The following is a 23279-nucleotide window of genomic DNA, read 5'->3' as shown; positions in this document are numbered from 1 at the left end:
AAAACCAGTTAATGGTCTTCGTTTGGGCTATTTTGTCGGTTGCCTTATTCCCCCCGCAGGCTAGTAACCGGATTCACCAGGGCGGCTTTGATGGATTGGAAACTGATGGTCAGCAGGGCCACGGCGATAGCCAGCGCACCGGCCAGCGCAAACATCCACCACGCAACGGCTATTTTGTACTCAAACGCCTGGAGCCACTTGTTCATGGCGTACCAGGCAACGGGCGATGCCAGTACAATGGCAATCAGCACCAGTTTAACAAATTCTTTGGAAAGCAGTCCGACGATGCTGCCCACCGAAGCACCCAGCACCTTGCGTACGCCAATTTCCTTGGTGCGCTGTTCGGCGGTGAACGTAGCCAGACCGAGCAGACCGAGACAGGCCACGAAGATGGTCAGGCCCGCAAAAATACCGAGAATCCGGCCAATCCGCTGCTCCGATTCGTACGTTTTCATAAACCGTTCGTCCAGAAACGAGTAGGAAAAAGGCTGATCGGCTTTGAGATCGGTCCATTGCTTTTTGACGGAAGCCAGCAGACCGGAGATGTCGCGGGTTTTCACTTTCGCGATCATGGTCCCGTTCGTTTTGCCCAACACCATAACCAGGGGCGTAATTTTTTCGTGCAGCGACCGGAAGTGAAAATCCTTCACAACGCCAACTACCCGGTAGGTCTGTTTCGTGCCTTCTTTGCTGGAACTGGTCAGGCTGTGCCCCAGCGCCTTGCCGTTCCACCCCATCGTTCTGGCCGCCGTTTCGTTGATGATCACCGCCGTTGAATCGGTCCCGAAGGCTTTGGAAAAATTCCGCCCGGCTACCATTTCCATGCCCAGCGTCGGAATGTAGCTGTGATCGACATCGTAGCGCAGCGTCTTCATCAGTTGCGTCGACTGGTTATCGGGATACACAAAAAAGTTATTGTTGTAACTCGGTCCGGCGGGCAGATACCCCGAATGGCTGACGTTAACCACGCGCGGGTCCTGCAGAAGCAACTCCCGAAAGACCTCCTCTTTCGGCCCCAGTGCCCAGGTGTTGCCCAGCACCAGCACCTTGTCTTTGTCGTACCCCAGTTTTTTGCTCTGAATATAATCGAGTTGCCGGTACACCACAGTCGTTCCCACCATCAGCAGAATAGCGATAAAAAACTGGAAAACCACCAGCCCGCTACGCAGGCTAATGCTGTTTTTGCCGGCACTAAACCGGCCTTTCAACACCGCCACGGGTTTGAACGACGCCAGGAACAGGGCCGGATAACTGCCCGCCAGAATACCGACGAGCAAGCCAAACAGCAGCAGACCCGGCAGTAGCCAAGGCGCGTCGGCAAAGCGAAAGGTCAGGCTTTTACCGGCTAAGCTGTTGAAAAGCGGCAAGGCTGCGTAAACCAGTCCCACGGCCACCACCAGCGCGAAAGCCGTCAACAGCAGCGACTCAATCAGAAACTGAAAGGCCAGTTCCAGCCGCAGCGAACCCATCACTTTCCGGATGCCCACCTCCTTGGCCCGCTTGGAAGCCCCAGCGGTTGAGAGGTTCATAAAATTGATGCTGGCAATCAGCAGCACGAACAGGGCCACGGCACTGAACAGGTAAATGTACTGGATGTTCCCGGCCGGTTCGAGGTCGTACGGCGAGTCGGAATGCAGGTGAATGTCCGTCAGCGGCTGCAGAAACAGCCCGAGGTCGTTGCCCTTCTGGCGGAACTGGTCGTACTTCATTCCGAAAGCCGTTTCAATCTGCGGTCCCATATACTTCTCGACGACCTGCGGTAGTTTGGCCTCCAGTTGCCGGTAATCGTACCCTTTGGGCAGCAATAGATAGGTAAAAAATTCCGACGTCATCCAGGAGGGGGATTTCGCTTCCGGCAAGCTAGCCATTGAGGTAAACACATCGAAATGGAAATGCGAGTTGGCGGGAATCTCGTCCATCACACCAGTAACCGTCAAGGGGGTATTACTGCCTTTCACCCGGATGGTTTTTCCCAGCGCATCCGCCCGCCCGAACAGTTTTATTGCGGTCGATTGAGTCAGCACAACGGTATTGGGTTGGCTCAGGGCCGTTTTTGGATTACCCTGCACCAGCGGGAAGCTAAACACCTGGAAGAAGTTGGAGTCGGCAAACGCCATGCTTTCCTCGTTGAACAATTTGTCGCCGACCAGAAACTGGGGCATACCGCCCTGACGCAGCCGCGTGGCTTCCTGCACCTCGGGATAATCGGCCCGGAGCGTGTGGGCTACGGGCGGCATTACGTGCGCTTCGTTCATTTTTCCGCCCTGCACCGTTCCCCGAAAAACCACGCGGACGATGCGATCTGATTTTTCGTGAAACCGGTCGAAGCTTACTTCATCCAGCACAAACAGGCTGATCAGCAAACAGGTCGCCAGACCAAGGGCCAGACCGACGATGTTGATGGCCGAAAACGCACGGTTTCGAACCAGATTCCGCCAGGCGATTTTAAAGTAATTCTGGATCATAGCAAGATGAAATAAGTTGGGTTAAACAAGAAATCGCCTTTGCGACTAACACCTGTTAACAACGTGTCCAAAAATTATGCTATAAAAGGTACTATGTAATACCCTATACACGGAAGGCATTATTGCTCAATGAACGGTTTCAAGTCCGCCGACGGAGGCATTTAGACTGTGCGAATCTTTTCTATGTTGTCCTGTCAAGGACAACAACTGTCCGTTTTCGGACAGTTATAAGGCGAAGGTAATTTCTCTTGATCAACTCAAAAAGCAATAAGTCAGCTATTACCCCCCAATGGTCGACATGGATTCGGTAACCGGACCGCGCTCGTGTTCGGCTTCGAAGCCGTTTTTGGGGCGGTGGGCAAATGCTTTGAGGAAAGCCGCGGTTAGTTCAGAGTCGGTCGCGCCGGAGCGCATCAGTTGGCGGACGTCAAGCACCCCGTTATCGTACAGGCAAGTTTTGAGCGTTCCCTGCGCCGTCATACGGATTCGGTTGCAGGTGCCGCAGAAGGTCCGCGTAAAGGCGGCAATGATGCCGATGGTGCCCTGATAGCCCGGAACCTGGTAGGTGGTTGAGGTGGAAAACGGCGAATCGGGCTGTCGTTTCAGACCGGGATACAGCGCCTGCAATTCCTGCAAAATGCGCCGGTGGGTCCAGTTCAAAACCGGGTAATGACTTCCCTCACCGTTGAACGGCATTTCTTCGATAAACCGCACATCGACGGGGTGGTCGCGGGTAAGTTCGGCCAGCAGCGGAATGTCTTCGGTATTTTTGCCTTCCATCACCACCGCGTTCAGCTTCACCGGAATACCGTGCGCCAGCAACGCATCCAGTGTGCCCCGAACGGCGGGTAGTTCGTCGCGCCGGGTAATCTGCCGAAACCGTTCGCGGTCGAGGGTATCGATGCTCAGGTTAACCGACCCGATGCCCATCTGGACGAGTTCCGGCACCAGCGGCTGGGTCAGTACGCCGTTGGTTGTTATGTGCAGTTCCTCAACGCCTTCAATGGCTTTCAGTCGCCAGAGAAAATCCATCAGGCCGTTGCGCACGAAGGGTTCGCCCCCCGTGATCCGGATTTTCGACACCCCCAGTCGCGCCAGCACGCGCACCAGCCGCTCCATTTCTTCATAAGTCAGCAACTGGTGTTTGGGCAGGTACTTGATCCCTTCTTCCGGCATGCAGTAAAAACACCGCAGGTTGCAGCGGTCGGTAACGGCCAGACGGAGGTAAGTGATGGGGCGGTTGTGGTTGTCGAAAATCATTGTAAGCAAATTACAAAAAAGAAGAGAAAAAAATTTCTTCTCTTGGTGTAACCTTCCCAACTTCCGAAAGTTTCCACGACCAGATTCGACAAACCCCGTAAACGTACCGGCTTGAAATCGCTGACCGACAACGCCCTCATGCTTCAGGTGAAGGACGGCAATCTGGAAAAGATGGGCCTGCTCTTCGAGCGCTACCACCGCGCCCTGTTTGGTTTTCTGTACCACATGACCGGCCAGACCGATGCAAGCGAAGATTTGGTGCAGAACGTCTTTTACCGGATGCTGAAATACCGGCACACGTTTACCGGCGAGGGGGAGTTTCGAACCTGGATGTATCACCTGGCCCGCAACGTGCTGGCCGATCACGTCCGCAAAAACAAGCATTCGGCCCACCATTACAACGTGACCGACTTTGCAGATCGGATTAGCGGGGGGATTTCCGCCGACGAACCGATGCAGAAAGAACAGGAACTGGCTTCACTGCACGACGCCCTGCGCAAACTGAATCCGGAGTACCGGGAGATCCTGATTTTAAGCCGGTTTCAGGAATTGAAGTATGAGGAGATTGCCCGGATTCTGGACACCACCGAAGGAGCCGTCAAAGTGCGGGTTCACCGGGCCATGAATGAACTAAAACGCGTCTATTCGCAGAGCGCCTAGCCTCTGCTCAAAGCCATACAACCATGAACTGTGAAAGCGCAAAGGAACATTTAATCGATCTGCTGGCCCATCAGGTGCCGGAAACCGAACGGGCGACGATCGAAGCCCATCTGGCGCAGTGCCCCGACTGCCGGGCCGAACTGGAAGCCACCCGGCAACTCTGGGGAGCGATGGGCAACGTCCCCGTTCCTGAACCGGGCGAAAAAGTCCGGACGCGGTTTTACGCCATGCTGGAAACCTACCAGCACGCGGAAGCCCAAAAGCGGCAACGGTCCTGGAAAAGCATCAGGCGCCGGATCAACCGGTTCTTGACGCCCCAGCTCGCCACCCGGGTAGCCTACAGCCTGGCGCTGGTGTTGGTCGGCGTTGCGGGCGGCTACTGGCTGAGCGCCAAAAAGGCACCGGCTTACGAACAGCAAATCAGCGAACTGGACGCGCAGGTGAAGGAAATGCGGCAGACGGTTTTGTTGTCGTTGCTCGAAAACCAGTCGGCCACCGAGCGGCTACGGGCGGTGGAATACACCAAAGATATTGAACACGCCGACGAAAAGGTGGTGGAAGCCCTGCTGAGTACGCTCAACAACGACTCGAACGAAAACGTCCGGCTGGTGACGCTGGAAGCCCTGGTACCGCTGGCGGGCGATCCCAAGGTACGGGAGGGGCTGGTGCAGTCCATCGTCAAACAGGAATCACCCCTGGTGCAGTCGGCGCTGGCCGATGTGATGGTCAAGCTTCAGGAAAAACGTTCCGTGAAACCGCTCCGGCAACTGCTTCGGCAGGAAAACCTAAACGACTTCGTCAAAGTCAAGATTGAACAGTCCATCAAGGATTTAACCTAAACGTGGGACAAAAGAGTAAAGACACGTGCTCTGCCTTTCCGTCTCCTGTCTCACTTCTCTTGTCTTTCGTCTCACTTCTTTCTTCTCTACACTAACAACAAAAACAACAGCTTATGAAACCGTTTCTCACCCTGCTGCTGGCAGGGCTGGCCTTGTCCTGCACACCGGCCCCCGCCCAAACCCTTGAATTCAAGAATCACATCAGCAAAGAATTTACGCTGTCGAAAGACGCCGGGAGCACGACGCTCGCCATCTACAACGTCAGCGGTTTTATCAAGGTGGAAGGCTATTCGGGCAGCAACGTGCTGGTGGAAGTAGACCGCACGCTGTCGGCCAAGACGAGCGAACTGCTGGAGCAGGGCAAGCAGGAGTTTCAGCTTCAGTTTGACCAGAGCGCCGACAGCATCGTTGCCTACATCGCCCAGCCGTTTGATTCGCGCCCGAACCGCAACAACTGGAAAAATGGTACGAATAACCGGCGCATCGACTATCAATACGATCTCGACTTTACCGTTAAAGTGCCGTACGCCATGAACCTGCACGTGTCGACCGTCAACGCCGGGGATGTGAGCGTAAAAGATGTCAGTGGCTCGCTGTTTGCCCACAACGTCAACGGAGCTGTTACGCTGACGAACATCAAAGGCGCCACCGACGCCCGAACAATCAACGGCAATGTGGAAGCCAATTACGTGAGCAACCCGCCCGAACAATCGAAATACTATACGCTGAACGGCGACATCAAAATCAGCTACCCGGCCAGTTTATCCGCCGATTTGAGTTTCAAAACGTTCCAGGGCGATTTCTACACCGATTTCCCGAATGCCGAACTGCTGCCGGTAAAAGTGACCAAGACGGAGGCAAAGAAGGGCGACGGTACGGTCTACAAACTCAACAAGGACACGGCTATCCGAATCGGCAACGGCGGCAAAACGCTCCGATTCGAGACCTTTAACGGCAATGTGTATATCAAAAAACAATCGTAATGACCGAGGCTGTTGCCTCACTATAATAAACCAAAATTCCATGAAAACGAATCGAATCAAGACCACTATTTTCCTGTTGATATCCCTTGCCGGGTTCCAGCCACTCTACGCCCAGAATGAACTGAAAGAACAACTGGTTGTCCCATTAACGGAGCCCAGCAAGCCGGGTTCGCTGCAAGTCAACCTGGTCAACGGGTCTATTCACGTAACGGGCTACAACGGCAAAGAAGTGGTTATTGATGCCACAATGGGAAACGAAACACCGCGGGGCAAAAACAGTTGGAGTCGGGCAAACGGCGAAGATAAACCCGATGAACTGGCGGGTGGCATGAAGAAACTTTCCAACCGCGGGGGGCTGGATATAACGGCTAAAGAAAAAAACAACGCCGTTCAGGTCAGCTCCGGAATGATCAACCGCTCGGTTAACCTGCACATCAAAGTACCGCAGCAATTTTCGCTTAAAGTCAGCACGGTCAACAACGGCGATATTGTGGTCGAAAACGTCAACGGCGAACTGGAAGTCAAGAACGTCAACGGACAGGTGCAGCTCACAAATGTGTCTGGTTCCGCCGTTGCCAATACCGTCAACGGCCCGGTGAAAGCCACGTTCCGCAACGTCAACGCCGACGCCCCAATGGCCTTCTCAACCCTCAACGGGAACCTCGATGTGACGTTTCCGGCCAATGCGAAGTTTAACGTCAAACTCAAATCCGATCAGGGCGACATTTACACCGACTTCGACGTGGACGTGGATAAAACCCAGCCCAAAGGCAGCCGCTCGAGCCAGGACGGCATGTACAAAGTCAGCGTCGACGATTGGGTGCAGGGCAAGGTCAACGGCGGGGGCCGCGAGGTGATGATGAAAAACATGCACGGCAATATCTACATCCGAAAGGCGAAATAGGCCGTCGTTCGCAACCATTCCGAACCGGCAGCCGTTAGTGTGTGAAACTACGGGCAACCGCGCCAACGGCGTGGTTGCTTCTTTTTCAACATGGACAAACTATATACGGCGAAAGCCACCGCAACCGGAGGCCGCAACGGCCACGTAAAATCACACGACGGAGCCCTGGACGTTGACGTCCGCGTGCCCAAGGAAATGGGCGGCCCCAGCGGCACTTACCTCAACCCGGAGACGTTGTTTGCCGCGGGATACGCAGCCTGTTTCGACAGCGCGCTGAGCCTGATGATCCGCACGCAGAAAATTGAAGCCGGTACCACCAGCACCACCGCCCAGGTTAGCATCGGTAAAAACGACGCGGGTGGTTTCGGTCTGGCCGTCGTGCTGGAAGTGCAGATTCCCGGTCTGGAGCGTTCCAAAGCCGAGGAACTGGTGCAACAGGCGCACCAGGTTTGCCCCTACTCCAACGCCACCCGGGGAAATGTTGAAGTTGAATTGAAAGTGGTCGACTAAGCCAAAATCCCGTTCATTAAAAAGCCGTCAGCGGAAACGCGTGACGGCTTTTTGCTTTTTGTCGTGTCGGCTTTTTACTTCTGGGCAACGAGTTCCATGGAAGGAATCAGCCGCATAACTTCCTGCTCACGCAGTTCCTTCACTTCCGGAGACGGAGCCAGGGCACCATCCACCAGGCCACCGACAACGGCCACCGTAATGGCAATGACCAGAGCGGGCCAGAAACCGACAATGGTAAAACTGCCCATCATTTTGTCGATGAGTTTTAGCAGGATAGCCGTTACCACGATTCGGACAATTCCCGTTAGCAGAAAGAACGTCACCAGGTTCAGCGGAAAACGAATCAGCCAGCCCACCAGAAAGTTCAGGACCGCCAGAATGACCGCGATCAACAAAGCCGTGCCGAAACTTTTTACGTCAACCTGAGGCATTAAATACGCCAAACCGAAGATGACGGCGGCATCCAGAAGTAAGTGCAAAATAAGGTTCATAACTGAGAGCGAATGGTGAAACAATAATCTCTAAACACTTTCGTTGGCCGCTTGTTCAACCCCTAGATAATTTCTGTTCCGCATGAAAAAGCCCTTCTGGTCCATCCCTGCCCTGTTTTTGTTCGTTAATCTGTTCGGCAATTCCTCCTTCGGTCAGCAGGTGACACCGGCTGCGGAGTCGGCCAAGGGCGTTTACCAGTACCGGCAGGCGGCTTACGACGGAATCGGAAAAACCTATATGGGTCGGGAAATTTCGCAGGTCATGGGGCATCTGGGGGCCGCCTGGCTGGAGCGGCCGGAGCGCGAACAAGAAGAACGGACGGACCTGCTGCTGGAAGCTATCAACCTGAAACCGACGGACGTGGTAGCCGACGTTGGGGCCGGAACGGGTTATTTCACCTTCCTGATGGCGCCAAACGTGCCGAAGGGGAAAGTGCTGGCGGTCGACATTGAGCAGGCGATGATTAACGACCTGAATCAAACCAAAAAGAAAACCGGTTTCAAAAACGTCGAACCGGTTCTGGGTACCATCACCGACCCGAAGCTACCCGCCAACGGTGTTGACATGGCCATCATGATTGATGCCTACCACGAATTTTCACACCCGCGCGAAATGATGACCCACATCGTCCGGGCGCTCAAACCGGGCGGACGCGTGGTGCTGGTCGAATACCGGGCCGAAGACCCGAACGTTCCCATCAAGCCGCACCACAAAATGAGCGTCGCCCAGGCCACGAAGGAGATGAAAGCCGTTGGTTTGTCGTTGAAGAGCGTGTACCGAAAGCTCCCGCAGCAGCACGTCCTGATTTTTCAGAAATAAGGGTTACTGAACCGAGTAATCGTTTTTCTCATCTTCCAGATCCATCTGGGCTTCAATCTTCCGAACCACATCTTCGTCGAATTCCTCCTGACGCCGAAGCCGGTCGAGTTCCCGGCGTTTGACCTGATGCAGGCGGTTGAGGGCTTCCTTGTACTGCGTCAGCAGCGGCCCATCCCGATCCGACGAAACGATTTGATTCAGCCGCAAGCCGCTTTCCAGCCGGTTTTTCAGATTGACCAGTAAATCGTTGTTCGGTAATTGCTTGCCGTAGCGTCGTTCCAGCTCCCGCAAAGCCGCTTCGTGCAATTGCCGATTGATGGTAGCCGTCTGTTGTCCCTCGGGCATTCGCGGGAAGATTTCTTTCGGGTGCAGCCAGCGAATGACCAGCGGGAGCGTCAGTCCCTGAAAGACCAGCGTTACCAGAATGACCACGAACGTGATGAACAGAATCAGCGACCGGTGCGGAAAAAGCTCCCCCCCCGGCAGAGTGAGCGGTACCGACAAGGCGGCTGCCAGCGAGACCACGCCCCGCATTCCCGCCCAGCCAAGCACCACCGGCCCCCGCCACCCGGCATTCCGGACGGCTACGGTAATATACCGGCTAACGATCCGGGTCCAGCCGGCCGCGATCAGCGCGAAGACCAGCCGGACCACAACGAGCACCGCCGAGATTAGCAACCCATACTTAAGAGCATCCGGCAACGTGTAACCATCCAGACCCTGCACCACCACGGACAGTTCCAGACCAATGAGTACAAACACCACGCCGTTGATGATGAAAATAACCGTAGCCCACATCGACATTCCCTGCACCCGTTCGGTGGGGTTGAGAATCTGGTGACTGTGATTGGATAGAAACAGCCCTCCGGCCACCACCGCAATGACGCCCGAATAGTGAAAATGTTCCGCCGTCATGTACATGATGTAGGGGGCCAGAAACGTCAGCAGGATGCTGATGCGCGGTTGCGTGGGAATCCAGCGGTGAATGACGTAGAAAATAGCCGCTACCGCCAACCCAATCAGGCCGCCCATGATCGTCACCATGACAAAGTCAACGGCCACCTCCTGCCAGACGAACACGCCGGATGTAATCGCAGACAGGGCAAATCGAAACACAATCAGACTGGACGCGTCGTTGATCAGGCTTTCCCCTTCCAGAATGCTGGTCGTGCTTTTGGGAGCCTCAATGCCCTTGAGCACCGACGATGCGGCCACGGCATCCGGCGGAGAAACAATACCGCCCAGCAGAAAGCCCAGGGCCAGCGTAAAACCGGGGATAAACGCCACCGACGCATAAGCCACCGCCGTGGCCGTCAGCACCACCAGCCCGAAGGCCAGCACCAGCACAATGCGTCGCCAGCGCCAGAGTTCACGCCAGGACATCGACCAGGCGGCTTCGTAGAGTAAGGGCGGCAGGAAAACCAGGAAAATCAGTTCTGGCTCCATGCTGACGGGCGGCACACCCGGAATCAGGCTCACCAGCACACCCCCAAGAACCAGAAAAATGGGCGTCGGAATTCGCAGACGCTGGGCCAGGGTTGCCAGCAGCGCCATTCCCAGCAGCAGGGTAAGTCCCAGCAAAACCACTTCACGCATGGACAGTCGGGTACGGATTGAAAAAATTTTACGGTATTGTAAACAATTTCGACCCGGGCGAGTTTTGTATTCAGTACGTCGCTGATAACCGGGGATACTGTGACAGGTATCTGATTTTTCAAAGTAACCGTTTATTAAGCGATAAAAAAAGCCAGGTGACTCACGTCGTCTGGCTTTCTTTTTTAGTCTTTCCTCAATTGTTTCCCGGACCGGGCCCCGGGGGCCGTCCCCCTCCGGGGAATCCCCCGCCCCCATTGCGCCAGTTAGGGCGGTCGGGCCGGTCGTTTCCGTCGTTATTGCGACTTGGGGCGGCTTTGAATTGCCGGAGGTTGTATGTAAACGTCAGCATAAAATACCGTTGCAGCACCTGCGCCCGGCTGTTTTCGACGTACGTGTCGGTCTGCGTGACGTTCAGGCTGTTGTTTTGTTTCAGAATATCAAAAACCGATACCTTCAACTCACCCCGCTGGTCCTTCAGGAACTTCTTGCCCACGGCGGCATTCCAGAGCGTGTACTGCTGGTTGATGCTGCCGTTGAAACCGGTGTAGCGCTGATTGGAAATGTCGGACTGCAGGACCAGCCCGGGACCGACAATCCAGTTGACCCGTCCGATCAGAGCCTGGAAATAATAGCGGTTGTTGTTTTCGGGCTGAAGCGAATACCTTACATCGTTAAAGTTACCCGAATACGAGAACGAGAAATCCAGATTCTGACTCACGTTGCTGCTCAGGTTTACGCCCTGCGACCAGGTGGTGGTGTTGGCGTTGTTGATCAGCCCGTTGATCAGACTCGGTGAACTGCTGTAGTTGTTACCGGCGTTGATGCTGATGTTACTTTTGATAAACTTAAGCGGGGTGCTGTAGGTCACGAACGAACGCAAACTCCACAAACCACTCAGGTTGACCGGGCGCGTCAACTGCACGCCCTGCCCCAGGGTGGTGCCGTCGGGCAAAGTCGCTGTTCCGTTGCTGATCAGCGTCGAGTTGCCGATGTAATTGTTGGTTGAACTGACGTTGACGAATACAAACAAACTGCGGCCTTTTACGGGTTTGGTCAGTTGGTAGCGGGCCGAAACGTTGTGGCTGTACGACTGTTTCAGGTCCGGATTGCCGAGTGTCAGAAACAACGGATTTGAGTTATCGAGCACGTTCTGAAGCTGCGTCACGCCCGGGGCCTGGGTGTTGGTGCGGTAAAACATCCGAATCCGGCTGTCGGTCGAGAGCTTGATATCGAGCATCGCCGACGGCAGCAGGTTATTGAATTGCGCCCGCACGTCGTTGTCCAGCGGAAAGAGCTGATCGCTGATGAGATCGGCCCGCTGGAAGTTCATGTTTACGTTCAGGCCCATTTTCGGCGACCGGTAATTGTAGCCCACCCCGGCCTGATTGGTCAAATAATCGTTCTGAAACGTATTCGACAGCAACGAATCCAGGATGTCGTAGCGCTGCGAAAGCGGATTATACCGGTTGGTGCGCTTGGTGGCGTCGCTATAGCGGTAGGTTGTCGTGTAGTTAAGCTGTAATTGACTGAGCTTGCTCAACGGTTCTGTAAAAGCCGCATTGAGCGAATACTGGTAACTTGGCGTGTTGTTCGTCGTTAACTGATCAAGGCGCAAGTCCGGCGTGCTGCCCGTAAAATATTCGTTCAGCGACAATTGGTTGCGGTCGCTGTTCTGCGTGTTGATCTGCGTTCCGAAGTTCAGCGAAAGCGACCGACCGCGTTTGGCAAACCGGTGCCGGAACAGAATGTTGTTGCTGAAATTGAACGCCCGCACCCGGTTCAGGTAATCGGTATTGGTCCGGTTCAGCAAGAGGCTGTCGGGCGGAATTACCGGGTTAAAGTTGTTGCCCAGCGACGGATTGTCGGAAGTACTGTCGGCGGCCAGGTACGTAATCCCCTGCACCCGGCTCGACGAGTTGTTGTTCTGCCAGCGCAACCGGGGTGTAATCAGCAGTGAGTTATTGGAATTGATGGTGTATTCCAGCCGAAAATCCAGCCGGTGGTTAAAATTTTCGCTCCGGGAAACGCTGTTTTCGAAGTAATTCTGGCTGGCGTTCTCGGCCAGTGTATACCGCCGGAATACCGTCTGGGCGTTGTTGTTGGTGCTGTTGTTAAAAAAATAGCTACCCCGAAAGGTGACGTGTTTGCCCCAGTCGTCGGAAAAGTTCAGCCCGATCGAGTTGGTTTTGTTGATCCCGCTCTGCTGCCCAACCAGGAAGTTGTCGGTGCCGCCACCACCGCCGAAGTTACCGCCCCCGCCCCCTCCGCGGCCACCTGCTCCACCGCCCCGGTTCCCCCCTCCGCGGCCACCGCCCCCAAAACCGCCCCCTCCTCCACCGCTGGCAACGCCGGTCAGGTCCTGGGCCGAGAAGTTTTGCTGGTTGATGTTGTTGCTCAGGCCGACGATGGAAAGGCGCCGGGCGCCGTTGAACAGGTTTACATTGCCGCCCGCCGAATAGGTACCGCTGGTTCCGTAACCGCCGTAAACCCGGCCAAAAACGCCGTTTTGCCGGTCACCCCGGGTAACGATGTTGATGGTTTTGGTGGTGTTGCCGTCGTTAAAACCGGTAAACTGCGCCTGATCGCTCATGCGGTCAAAGACTTCAATTTTATCGACCACCTCGGCGGGCAAGTTCCGGAGGGCAATGTTCGGGTCGTCGCCGAAGAAGATTTTCCCGTCCACCAGTACCTGTTGCACATCCTCACCCTGCGCCTTCACGGTTCCGTTTTCAACGGTAATGCCCGGCATTTTCTTGATCAAATCTTCCGTCGTTGCATCCTTTGTCACTTTAAACGCATCGGCATTCAACTGAAGCGTGTCGCCTTTCTGTTGCGCGGGCGGAATCTGGCCTTTGATGACCACTTCCTTCAGCGTTTTGGCGTCTTCCACCAGCGTAATAGCTCCCAGATCCTGCACATCCTGCGTGAGGGTAACCACATTGTCGTAATCCTGAAAACCCAGGTAGGTCGCTTTCACGCGGTATGCCTGCGGGCTGAGATTCAGGAACGTAAAGGCCCCGCTCGTATCCGTTACCATGTACTGCTTCTGCGTTGTATCCTGCTGAGCAGTCAGAATAACCGGCACCCCGACCAGGGCGTTCTTGTTGGCATCGACAAATCGGCCCGTCAACTGGTTGGTTTGCGCCAACAGGCTCGTGGCCGAAATCAGCAGCAGACCGAAAAGCAGAGACACCCGGAACCGATAGCGTCCCGCGTGTGCGAAAAAAAAGCGAAGTAGCAATCCTGCATTCATTTGTTCAATGGATGAAAATAGGCGGATTCTTCGGACGCCTTCCGCCAGCGCAGGCTAACCCTTGCGCTGGCGGTCGACGAATGGGCGAGATGGTTGATGAAGTATAACCCTGACACGAGGATCAGAACCTATACAGCTTGTCGGACTTATTTGTTTGAATTGTTACCGCCCGGTCCACCCCGGCGGCCCCGCATGGCCCGTTCTTCTTTAAACGTGCCCTTAGAGTCAAAAACCACGATTTTGCGGGTGGTGTCGGCCACGACCACCAGGTTGTAATTATCCTCTTTGTCTTTCATAATTCGCCGGACGGTCATTCCGGGATACTTGTCCTTCACGTAGGTCATTACCGGCGCGGGCAGGGCGCTTTCTTCCACCTGCGTCATTCCCTGCATCCGTCCCCGGCCCCCGCCCGGTCCGTTCTGGGCGTTGCTTTCAAAAACCGTCAGTCCCGCCAGCAAAAGGGCCACACACATTACTTTTTTCATGCAGTTCATTTGTTTAGTTGTCCTGTTTAGATGTCAATTCGGAAAAAACCCTGCGGCTACCGGCGAAAAAAAGGGATTATTTTTCAGAACGGTCCCCGCGGCTCGAATCAGCCCGGTGGCGGCCCGGCCAGCCGGAGCCACCGTACGGGCCAAAACCCGGCCGTTCGGCCAGTACCTGCTTGAGTTTTTTCCGTTGCTCGGGCGTGCACAGGGCGCTCACCTGCTGAAAATGCCGCAAGGTCAGCACGTCCAGCCGGGCGTTTTTTTCCTCCAGTTGCCGGGCCTTCTGAATTAGTTGCGCTTCGGTTTGCGTCGAATCGTCGACCAGCGCAAAAAACCGTCGGCGCTCCTGCCGCAGCGAATCCAGCAGGGGCCGGATGGTCTGGAAATGCTTTTGGCGCATCACCCGGTAAACCGTCCGCTGTTCGTCCGACAGGCCCAGGGTTTTGGACAGGTACGTTCGCCCATCTCCGCGGCCCGGCCGGTGCGCCCGGGGGCCTAACCACATCCAGGCCAGCAGCCCGGCGTTCAGCATCATCAGGGCGACAATGATCCCGACCAGCAGCCGGTAGCGTTTTCGATCATTCATCGACAAAAGCGGTTTGGTGGTTCAACTGATAATCCTGCACAAAAGCCTCGTAGGTGCCGGGATCGGCTTCCGGCGCGGCAGGGCGGTTCTGCCAAAGCGCCACGGCTACGTTCATGGCGATCAGCAGGCCGAGCGTTCCGAGGGCGTAGGCCGGTTTTTGCAGCCACCACGGCAACACAGCCGCAGCCTCCGACGGCTCATTCTGGTTTTTTAGTTTTGCTTTCAGCCGGGCCTCCAGCCGGGCATAGAAAAAAGGCCGGGGTTGGGCGCGGTCGAGTTTACCCAACTTCCTAAACCGGTCTTCCCACGGTTGATCTTCGCTGTTTCGGTTCATGGTGTCACGGGGTCTTTCTTTCCTGATAAAACGGGGTCAATTGTTTGCGTAAATTCTGCTTGGCCCGGTGCAGCAGCGACTCCACCGCCGACACCGTTACCTGCATGACCTCCGCAATTTCGCGGTGGCTCTGTTCTTCAACATAATGTAAAACGAAGGCGACTTTCTGCGAATCGGCCAGCCGGTTGATGGCTTTGAACAGGGTGCCCATCTCCTCCTGCTGTTCCAGCGAAACGCCGGGATGCTGAAAATCGGGCGGGTCGTGCAGCACTTCGTTGTTCACGCCAAACAAGCTCGTCAGCAGCGAAAACCGTTTCTGCGCTTTCCGTTTCCGCAGGTGCGCCAGGGCTTTCGTGGTCGTGATGCGGTAGAGCCAGGTGGTCAGCCGGGCTTCTTCGCGAAACTGCCCAATGGTCTGGTAAACCTCCACAAAAACCTCCTGCGCAATGTCCTCGGCTTCTTCGGATTGCTGCACAATCGCCAGAGCGGTGTTATAGACCTTACCCTGATGCATTTCAACAAGCATCCGGAACGCCGACTCCCGGCCGGCTTTCAGCGCAGCGATTAGTTCGGACTCCTGCAAACGGGCGGTATCGTTAAAGGTGAACACACGGGATTAGGTGCGAAAGTTGGAGAAATCCTGCGGGTTGGATGCAGATTTTTTGATAAAAGCAAAAAAAGCACCACGCCGGTTTGACGTGGTGCTTTTCCTACCAGTGACGGCTTATTCTTCAACCAACCGTTGTTCTGTCATTCGTCGTTGTCGGCTGCGAGATCACCAGAAACTCAAGCCGATCGTCGGTTTCGTTGGCAATGTAGTGCTGCGTTGGGGGATTGATCAAAATGCCCCGATGAGCCGCAACAACCATTTTCTCCGTGTCCACGTAAAAGGTGGCCGTTCCCCTCAGAATATAGAAAAATTGCTGAGCATGGCTATGAAAATGCAACTGCTCTCTTGTTGCGGCTGGCATGCTTTCTTCTTTCACGGAAAGCCCTTCGGTATCGGCCAGGACCCAGCTATCGCAGTGGTTCCCCCACGAATAATGGTCGGCGGTTTGCTTACCAATCGGTTTGTTCATAGCGGGTTAGTACTAAGACTAGACGTTACTTCACCACCGGAAACGCCACCACCCGGACCTTCGTGCAACCGTAGGGCACGAGCGTAATCGTCTCCAGTTCCTCATCCACCTTGCCCACAAAATGGCCGTTGCGATCCGTGACGGGCTGGGGCACTACGTCGTTGACGATCTTCCAGCCGGGAATCTTCCTGGCCGACGCCCGAATCTCGATGGGCGCATTTTGCAGGTTCCAGACAAACGAGTCGGTAATGGGTTTGACGGTTTTTACGTCCAGATTGGCTGCCGGGTCTTTCACAATTTTATCGATCAAACCGTAGTTCCAATCGCCTTTCGGAAACACGTTGAAGTAATCACCTTCGTCTTTTTCGGTTTCCTTTTCCCAGGTTTCTTCCAGCTTCAGGGCGTACACCAGCGGCCCGCGCTCCACCGCCCGCGAATTACGGCCCCAGTTGGAGGTACTGACGGCCATTGGAAAGGTCAGCGTTACCCGATCGCCGTTCTTCCAGGTCCGGTTCAAGACAATGACCTGTCCCCCTTCGGGCGTCTGCACGTTTTCCCCGTTGACGGTCACCGTCGCTTTCCGGCACCACGACGGGATGCGCAGATGCAACGGAAACGCCACGTTCGAAGCCGTCGCCAATTCGAGTTGAATACCTTCCTCAAACGGATAGCGGGTCGTTTCCCGAATGGTTACCTCGGTGTTCTTCGCGCCCACTTTCGCCGTGACGTTGTTTGGGCTGTAGGCCAGAGCCGCCAGGCCATTGTCCGGCCGCCCCGGCGTACCGGTGGCGTACCACAGGTGGGCGGCAAATTTCGTCCAGCCCTGGTGCATGTTGGCGAGGCAGCAGGTGTAGCCGCTCCGCATCCCGAACACGTTGTTCATTTCCCGGCCAAATGGTAACGAGAAATTAAAAACGCCCCGCTTGACGTGCACCTGATTGGCAATCTGAAAATACTGCTTGGCGTTGTAATCGTCGGTGGTCTGCGTCGGCAGGGCGTTGAACGTCATGCGTTCCAGGGCGTCCATGTAGTGCGGATCGCCGGTGATGCCGATGATTTTTTCCAGCGAATACATCGACTCCACAATGGTACAAAGCTCCACGCCCTGGGTCGGGTCGTTGCCGTGCAGGTCTTCGTCACCGGAGAAAATGCCCATCGGCAAACCGTGCAGCGTCATCAGGTCGTTGAAGCCGGTTTTGAGCGATTTGAGGTACTTTGGGTCGCCCGTCCGCTGGTAATTGATGGCCGGAGCTTTCAAGGCCATCCCGACGTTGACAGCGTGACGGCGCATCCAGTGGTCTTCGTTTTGCTGGGCGGCAGCGCCGATCACCCAGTCGCGGTTGCCCAGCCAGTCGCTCCACGGAAAACTCTGCGACTCGATCAGGGCCGCCAGTTCGAGCAGCGATTTGTCGCCCGTTAGGCCGTACAGCCACTGCGTCATCATCACGTTGTCGGTTCCGCGCGAGGTAGCCCACTCAGTCCACTTGCCCACCGGGCAGCTTTTCAGCGCCTGCAACTGGTACTTGAAATATTTCGTCATGAACGGGATCGCGCGCGGGTCGTTCGTGGCCGTATAATACTGCTGAACTACTTTCAGCATCACCATTTTGGGCCACCAGTCGTCGCCCGACGCGCAGTTGGCCACGTCTACTTTGATGTTCTTCTCCCGCTCATCCTTGGTAATCGCGCCAAAATAACCGGAGGGTCGCTGGTTGTCAATCACCCAGTCGATGTATTTTTTGACTTTCTGCTGCAACGGTTTGTCGTCCAGCAGGTACGCCAGCGGCACCGCGCCGTCGAGCCAGTAGGGTGTTTCCTCCCAGGCATCGCCTTTGCCACCCAGCCAGCCGTTGTCGTTGCCGATTTTGGCGTGCACCTCGTCGAGATGGCCGGTGGTGCCGTTGCGCATGATCTGCAACTGGTTACGCAGCCAGCCGGTCGGTTTGATGGCCGAGAGCGGCAACTCCCGGTATTTTTCGGGCACGGGTTTGGGCGATTGGGCTGTTACGGAAACCGATACAAAAAGACCAGCCAGGGTTAGGGAAAGGATCTTTTTCATAAATGCGTATTGCAAAAACTGCCGATGAACCACGTTATTGCCGTGGAGTTTTTTGAAAAAATGGTGTGGATAATCCTTCTTTATTTTCTGACAACCGGAAACTGGGAAATGCGCAGGCTGGTGCAGCCGTACGGAATCAACGTAATTTCTTCTTCCGGGCCGGTTTCCAGGTTGTACGTGATGCTGTACGGAATCTGACCGGTCATTTCGTTGTATAAACCCCAGGACGGAATCCGTTTGGCCCGCGTTTTAATCTGGATCGGCGCGCTTTCCGGGTTCCAGGGATACCGGGAAACGGGGCCTTTCTTTTCCACTTTGTAGCTTTCTTCCAGTTTGTTATCCGGCACCTGAATCAGCCCGTAGTTCCAGGGCGTCGTCGGCCGAACTTCCACGTAGGAGGCCCCGTAATCAACCGGATCTTTGTCGTTTTTGACCAGCTTGCTTTCCTCCCCGATTTTCAGCCCGTAAACGATTGGCCCGCGCTCCACCGACATCGAATTTTCAAACCAGATGTCTTTTTTGATGTGCATCGGCAGGTCCAGTTCCACCACGTCGCCCGATTTCCACTCCCGATCGATTTTGACCACCTGATTGCCCTCGACTTCCCGCCAGACTTTCCCGTTGATTTTGATCGACGCTTTCCTGCACCACTGCGGCACCCGCAGGTGGAACGGAAAGGATACGGTTTTGGGCGCGTTCAGCGTGAATTTGACGGTTTCTTCAAAAGGATAATTCGTTTCCTCCCTGAAAGAAACCTCCGTGCCGCTGCCGACGGTCGCCTTTACTTCACTGGGCGCGTAGAGCAGGGCCGCCATTCCCTTGTCGGGGGTTACGTACCACAAATTCTGCGTGAATTTGGGCCAGCCCTGGTGCATGTTCGAAGTGCAGCACGGATACCCCGAAAGCAACCCAAAGCACAAATCCGTACCGCTGTGGTTAACGTCGAAATTGCGCGTCAGACGGGTAGCCATCACCTGATTGGCCTGCTGGAAATACTGGCGGGTCATGTAATCGTCGGACACCTGGGCCGGCAGCGCGTTGAACGCAATTTTTTCGATGTGATCGGCAAAGCCCACTTTTCCGGTGATTTCGAGCATACTTTCCAGCGAAAACATCATTTCCACCGCCGAACACAGCTCCGAACCCTGCGTCGGGTTGTTGCCGTGCAGGGCTTCGTCACCGCCGTACAAGCCGTGCGCCATGCCGTTAAATTTCCGGATGTCGGCAAAGCCCTTGTCCACGGCGTCCAGGTACTTCTGCTCCGGGTGGTGCTGGTAATAAATAATCGGTGCCTTGATGCCCTGCGCCAGGTTGACGCAGTGAATGCTTCCGGCCCGGGACAGCATATCGGTGTTCAGAAAACCGTTCGTGTAATCGAAAGTCTGTTTGTGAATCAGATCGCCCAGATCGAGCAGAAATTTGTCGCCGGTGATGTTGTAGAGCCAGTAAACCACCATCAGGTTATCACCGCCCCGGTAGCGCGCCCAGAATGTCCAGTGGTCGAGCGGTTTCTGCGGCAATTCTTTCAATTGGTACTTGAAGTAATTGGTCATCAGGCGGATTACCCGCTGATCGCCGGTGGCTGAATAATACTGCTTCAGAATTTTCAGCATCACCATTTTGGGCCACCAGTCGCGGCTGTTGTCGCGCTGCACACCCGGTTCAGGTCCGTAGTCTTTCGAGGGGCCAAAATACCCGTCGGGCTGCTGGCTCTTGAGCGCCCATTCAACCCACGGCTTGGCCTTTGCAATCAACTCGTTGTCGTCCAGAATGTAGGCTAGTGGCAGCAGCCCGTCGATCCAGTACGGCCCCCGCTCCCACTGATCACCGTCGCCCCCGAGCCAGCCGTTGCGCTCATTCATCACCAGCGGATACAGCCGGTCCAGCTGGCCGGTCGAGCCGGTTTTCTGCCGGACCAGCATTTCCCGGAGCCAGCCCTGCGGCTTAATGGCCCCGAGCGGCAATTCCTGATACGCGTTCGGGCGCAGCGGGGCGCGGGCCGCCTGGTAGCTGGTGGCCGGTGTTTTTTTCGGCTGCCCCGTCGCCGTCAGCGTCAGGCCCAGCAGGAGCATCGAAAAGCTAATTTTCATGTGCATTGCGAATTAAAAGATTTTTGGGTTCGGCTCACCAAACCGACTAACTGGGTTCAGATGGATACCGTGATACGTTGTAAGGTGGCCGCCGACGCTTTTTCTACTCCATCGACAAAAATTCGAAGTCCACGGCCTTTTCCGTACTTGTCTCCGGTTTTATCGTACAAAACCGTGAGCGTCTTCCCGTGGTACGGTACCCGGTCCAGGCAAAAGTAGTCCCAGGTGTTTTCCGGTAAAAGCGGATTAATCACCAACGCCTTACCGTGGCTGGGCCGAATACCGATCAGACCGGAAATAATGTGATCACAAAACGCCGAATGGTTGTAGTCTTTGCCGCGCTCCCGCCCCCCTTTTTTCGTCGACCAGCTTCCGTTTTCCATCGTCGATAAACGCGTCCGGGAAATCCAGTCGCCGGTGTACGGATTCAGGTTTTCGTCAATCCACGGGACACGTTCCCCGTTTTCCAGAATCCGCTGCTGCGAGCGGCTGTAGGCCGTCAGCAGGTTCCAGAAATCGCGCTTGCTCATGACGTTCTGGTTGCAATCGTTCAATAAATTGGCCAGTGCCGTCAGCGTAATGGTCGTGGAAAAAGGCCAGCTCGGACCGTTCCACTGGCACTCGTGCCCTTCGTACGCGATCCGAAAACCGGGATGCCGCTGCTCGGTGGATGTCGGCCCGTAGGGTGCCCAGAAGCCCCGTTCGTCGGTCAGTTGCGCCCAGGCAATGGCGTGTTTTTCGTCGGGAATTGAAAAGTACCAGGGCGTAAAGCCGTGCAGCTCGCGAACGTCGGCGCGGGTCAGCGAGCCGGTTCCGCGCGGAATAACCTTGAAAAATTTCGCCTTTTCGTCCCACAGCCGGGTTAGAATCTGCCGCCGAATGGTGGCGGCTTTTTTCGTGTACTCGTCCGCAACGGTTTTGTTGCCCGCCATTTCGGCAATGGTCACCAGCGCTTTAGCGTTGCCAAACATGTAACTGTTGATGGTGGCCCGGTACCCTTGATTTTCTTGGCCCAGCAGCCCCGCGACGGAAACTTCCATACCGTCGCGGTTGTCAGTTTGCCAGAACAGGCCGGTCGAGTCGAGCCTGCTTTTCTCCCACTCCCGAAAATCCGTCACCAGATCGGGCAGCAAGTCGGTCAGAAACGCCTTGTCGGGATGGACTTTCCCAAAGGCGCTGATGGCATCGGCGGCCCAGGAACTGTAGGAACGCGGACTTGCCCCGCCCCGAAACCAGAACCGAGCGTAGTCTTTCAGGTAATGACCATCGCGCAGCCAGCGCCCTTCGTAGAAATGATGACCCGCCGGACAGTTGATGGAATTATACTTCCCGGCCCAGCCCACATCCGGCAGAAATTCGGTGACGATGTAACCGGCGGGCGTCTGTTTGAGGTGTTTCCGAAACGTCCACCAGCGGAAATAATAGGTTTGCTCCAGTTGCTTGTCCGGGCATTCAAACAGCGGAACGTTCGCAGCCAGAAACTCCCAGGCTTTGTCGTTCGGAATCAGTTGCTTGTAAAGCTCCTCGTCGTTTTCGTTGAAGGCCGTTACGTACGGTTTGAAAGCCGCGGTTTTGAGCACGAAATCCTGCGCCTTGCCCGAACCGGCCAGCAGCCAGAGAAGGAGAAAAACGAAATACCGGGGAAATACTTTTTTCATTTTCGAATCGGATTCAAACGGTCTTCGGCGGTTTACTGCCCCACCGAACTTTTGCCCAGGTCTTTGGACGTTGCCACGGCAATGACGCGCCCCTGATCGCCCACCGCATTGTAGAAATGGTACACCACGCCCTTCCACTTGATCACCCAGGGTTTGTGGGCGTACGTTTTGTCGTACGATTCGGAGGGCGCAATCAGGTCGTCGCCGGACCAGTCGGTCCAGTTGACGAGGTCGTACGAACAGGCAAACCGCTCAAAGGCCCCCGGTTTCCAGAACGCGCCGAAGTAAAACATCACGTACACGTCGCCGATCTTCGTGATCTGGGCATCGCCACAAATGCCGGTTTTTCGGGTAATCAGCGGCTCCCGGCCGTGCCGTTTCCAGTGGGTCATGTCGTTGGAAACGGCCATCGCGATGTTTTCAAACCCCTTGCCTTCGGCATCCGGTTTTTCGCCCTTGGCGTTGTAATACATCACGAACGGATAGCCGGTTTTCTTTTCCCTGTCGCGTATCACCAGACTTTTGTAGATGGTTTTGTTGTCGTACCAGCGCGCATCCTTGTCGACCGCCGACAGCACCGGTTTGGGCAACCGCGTAACTTCCTTGGGTTGGCTCAGGTCCGTTGTTGAAGCCATGCCGATGCCCAGCCGCCCCGCTTCGTAGCCTTTTTCGGACCCGCCCAGGTAGGATAGCCAGTATTTATCCTGAAACTTCTCTACTTCGTAGGAACCGCCCCAGTCGGTATTCACCAGCGCGACGTAGCCCGCTTTTTGGGTGGCGTCCCAGGTGTTGTCGGTAAACGACATCAACCGTCCCTGCTTGGTCCAATGCAGCAGATCGGCGCTCTGAGCCAGCCAGGTTTCGTAGCCTTTGCCGTCGAAAATGATGTAAGTCATGCACCAGGTCTCACCCTTCCGGAAGATCGTCGGACTGTCGACCATGCGACCTTTGTCGGGCTGGGGCAGCACAATCCCGTATTTGTACGGTGTTTTGACCTGTTCATACACTTCCCGCATCTTCTCCGGGGAAACCGTTCTGGCCGGAGAGACCGGTTGCGCCCAGACCGTCACACGAATGAGCAGGAATACGTAGCTGGCAATAAGAACCTTCATCTCGGCGGAATAACGTTACCAATCAAGTTAAAAAACGCTGATCTTGGAAGAGCCCGGGTTCAGCCGGGGCTATTGATCCTTGTCAAACGGGT

20 protein-coding genes are annotated in these 23279 nt (G+C 55.4%); 6 read left to right on the top strand and 14 right to left on the bottom strand.

All coding sequences use genetic code 11. The features are described from left to right. Window positions 1-44: 44 nt before the first annotated feature. Entirely contained in the window at window positions 45-2465 is a 2421-nt protein-coding gene (locus OQ371_RS14790; protein ID WP_265988822.1) for an ABC transporter permease, read from the bottom strand. Between the two features lie 279 nt (window positions 2466-2744). Beyond that, entirely contained in the window at window positions 2745-3725 is a 981-nt protein-coding gene (gene moaA / locus OQ371_RS14785) for a GTP 3',8-cyclase MoaA (protein WP_265988820.1), read from the bottom strand. A gap of 138 nt (window positions 3726-3863) precedes the next feature. Here moaA and OQ371_RS14780 point away from each other — a divergent pair, with 138 nt between their 5' ends. The 5 genes from OQ371_RS14780 (at window position 3864) to OQ371_RS14760 (ending at window position 7621) form a co-directional block, all read left to right on the top strand. Next, window positions 3864-4385 (top strand): RNA polymerase sigma factor, encoded by a 522-nt coding sequence (locus OQ371_RS14780; protein WP_265994315.1) that lies wholly within the window; start codon window positions 3864-3866, stop codon window positions 4383-4385. 23 nt (window positions 4386-4408) lie between these two features. Beyond that, entirely contained in the window at window positions 4409-5224 is an 816-nt protein-coding gene (locus OQ371_RS14775; RefSeq protein WP_265988818.1) for a HEAT repeat domain-containing protein, read from the top strand. A 113-nt stretch (window positions 5225-5337) separates the two neighbouring features. Beyond that, window positions 5338-6207, top strand: a complete 870-nt coding sequence (locus OQ371_RS14770; RefSeq protein WP_265988816.1) for a DUF4097 family beta strand repeat-containing protein — start codon at window positions 5338-5340, stop codon at window positions 6205-6207. A 40-nt stretch (window positions 6208-6247) separates the two neighbouring features. Then, window positions 6248-7111 (top strand): DUF4097 family beta strand repeat-containing protein, encoded by an 864-nt coding sequence (locus OQ371_RS14765; RefSeq protein WP_265988814.1) that lies wholly within the window; start codon window positions 6248-6250, stop codon window positions 7109-7111. Window positions 7112-7201: 90 nt separating this feature from the next. Beyond that, on the top strand, window positions 7202-7621 hold the full coding sequence (locus tag OQ371_RS14760) for an organic hydroperoxide resistance protein (RefSeq protein ID WP_265988812.1): 420 nt from the start codon (window positions 7202-7204) through the stop codon (window positions 7619-7621). 74 nt (window positions 7622-7695) lie between these two features. On the opposite strand, the gene OQ371_RS14755 is transcribed toward OQ371_RS14760, so the two are convergent. Further along, window positions 7696-8112: a phage holin family protein gene (locus tag OQ371_RS14755; RefSeq protein ID WP_265988810.1), complete on the bottom strand. Its 417-nt coding sequence runs from the start codon at window positions 8110-8112 to the stop codon at window positions 7696-7698. An 82-nt stretch (window positions 8113-8194) separates the two neighbouring features. Between OQ371_RS14755 and OQ371_RS14750 the strand changes: the two genes are divergently transcribed. Further along, the gene (locus OQ371_RS14750) at window positions 8195-8932 is read left to right on the top strand and encodes a class I SAM-dependent methyltransferase (protein ID WP_265988809.1); all 738 of its coding nucleotides are present in this window, start codon (window positions 8195-8197) and stop codon (window positions 8930-8932) included. 3 nt (window positions 8933-8935) lie between these two features. Here the strand turns inward: OQ371_RS14750 and OQ371_RS14745 are convergent, their stop codons facing one another. From OQ371_RS14745 to OQ371_RS14695, 11 genes are all read right to left on the bottom strand, one after another. Continuing rightward, the gene (locus OQ371_RS14745) at window positions 8936-10528 is read right to left on the bottom strand and encodes a Na+/H+ antiporter (protein ID WP_265988808.1); all 1593 of its coding nucleotides are present in this window, start codon (window positions 10526-10528) and stop codon (window positions 8936-8938) included. Window positions 10529-10721: 193 nt separating this feature from the next. Next, the gene (locus tag OQ371_RS14740) at window positions 10722-13721 is read right to left on the bottom strand and encodes a TonB-dependent receptor (protein WP_265988806.1); all 3000 of its coding nucleotides are present in this window, start codon (window positions 13719-13721) and stop codon (window positions 10722-10724) included. 206 nt (window positions 13722-13927) lie between these two features. Further along, window positions 13928-14266 carry a hypothetical protein gene (locus OQ371_RS14735; protein WP_265988805.1) on the bottom strand — a complete coding sequence of 113 codons (339 nt, stop codon included), beginning with the start codon at window positions 14264-14266 and terminating at the stop codon, window positions 13928-13930. A gap of 76 nt (window positions 14267-14342) precedes the next feature. Further along, complete coding sequence (locus OQ371_RS14730; RefSeq protein ID WP_265988804.1) at window positions 14343-14855, bottom strand: Spy/CpxP family protein refolding chaperone; 513 nt, start codon at window positions 14853-14855, stop codon at window positions 14343-14345. After that, window positions 14848-15189 (bottom strand): hypothetical protein, encoded by a 342-nt coding sequence (locus OQ371_RS14725; RefSeq protein WP_265988803.1) that lies wholly within the window; start codon window positions 15187-15189, stop codon window positions 14848-14850. The genes OQ371_RS14730 and OQ371_RS14725 overlap by 8 nt, the downstream gene beginning before the upstream one ends. A 4-nt stretch (window positions 15190-15193) precedes the next feature. Next, window positions 15194-15799 (bottom strand): RNA polymerase sigma factor, encoded by a 606-nt coding sequence (locus OQ371_RS14720; protein ID WP_265988802.1) that lies wholly within the window; start codon window positions 15797-15799, stop codon window positions 15194-15196. A gap of 121 nt (window positions 15800-15920) precedes the next feature. Beyond that, window positions 15921-16268 carry a cupin domain-containing protein gene (locus tag OQ371_RS14715; RefSeq protein ID WP_265988800.1) on the bottom strand — a complete coding sequence of 116 codons (348 nt, stop codon included), beginning with the start codon at window positions 16266-16268 and terminating at the stop codon, window positions 15921-15923. Window positions 16269-16293: 25 nt separating this feature from the next. Continuing rightward, on the bottom strand, window positions 16294-18327 hold the full coding sequence (locus tag OQ371_RS14710; protein WP_265988799.1) for a beta-L-arabinofuranosidase domain-containing protein: 2034 nt from the start codon (window positions 18325-18327) through the stop codon (window positions 16294-16296). Window positions 18328-18407: 80 nt separating this feature from the next. Further along, the gene (locus OQ371_RS14705) at window positions 18408-20417 is read right to left on the bottom strand and encodes a beta-L-arabinofuranosidase domain-containing protein (RefSeq protein ID WP_310586578.1); all 2010 of its coding nucleotides are present in this window, start codon (window positions 20415-20417) and stop codon (window positions 18408-18410) included. A 56-nt stretch (window positions 20418-20473) separates the two neighbouring features. Then, window positions 20474-22075, bottom strand: coding sequence for an MGH1-like glycoside hydrolase domain-containing protein (locus OQ371_RS14700; RefSeq protein ID WP_265988797.1), 1602 nt, complete (start codon window positions 22073-22075; stop codon window positions 20474-20476). Window positions 22076-22107: 32 nt separating this feature from the next. Next, window positions 22108-23187 carry a glycoside hydrolase family protein gene (locus OQ371_RS14695; RefSeq protein ID WP_265988796.1) on the bottom strand — a complete coding sequence of 360 codons (1080 nt, stop codon included), beginning with the start codon at window positions 23185-23187 and terminating at the stop codon, window positions 22108-22110. Window positions 23188-23279: the final 92 nt, after the last annotated feature.

The organism is Larkinella insperata (assembly GCF_026248825.1).
Classification (GTDB): domain Bacteria; phylum Bacteroidota; class Bacteroidia; order Cytophagales; family Spirosomataceae; genus Larkinella; species Larkinella insperata.
The sequence above is the reverse complement of the archived record's forward strand: the minus strand, read 5'-3'. Positions and strand labels throughout refer to the sequence as shown.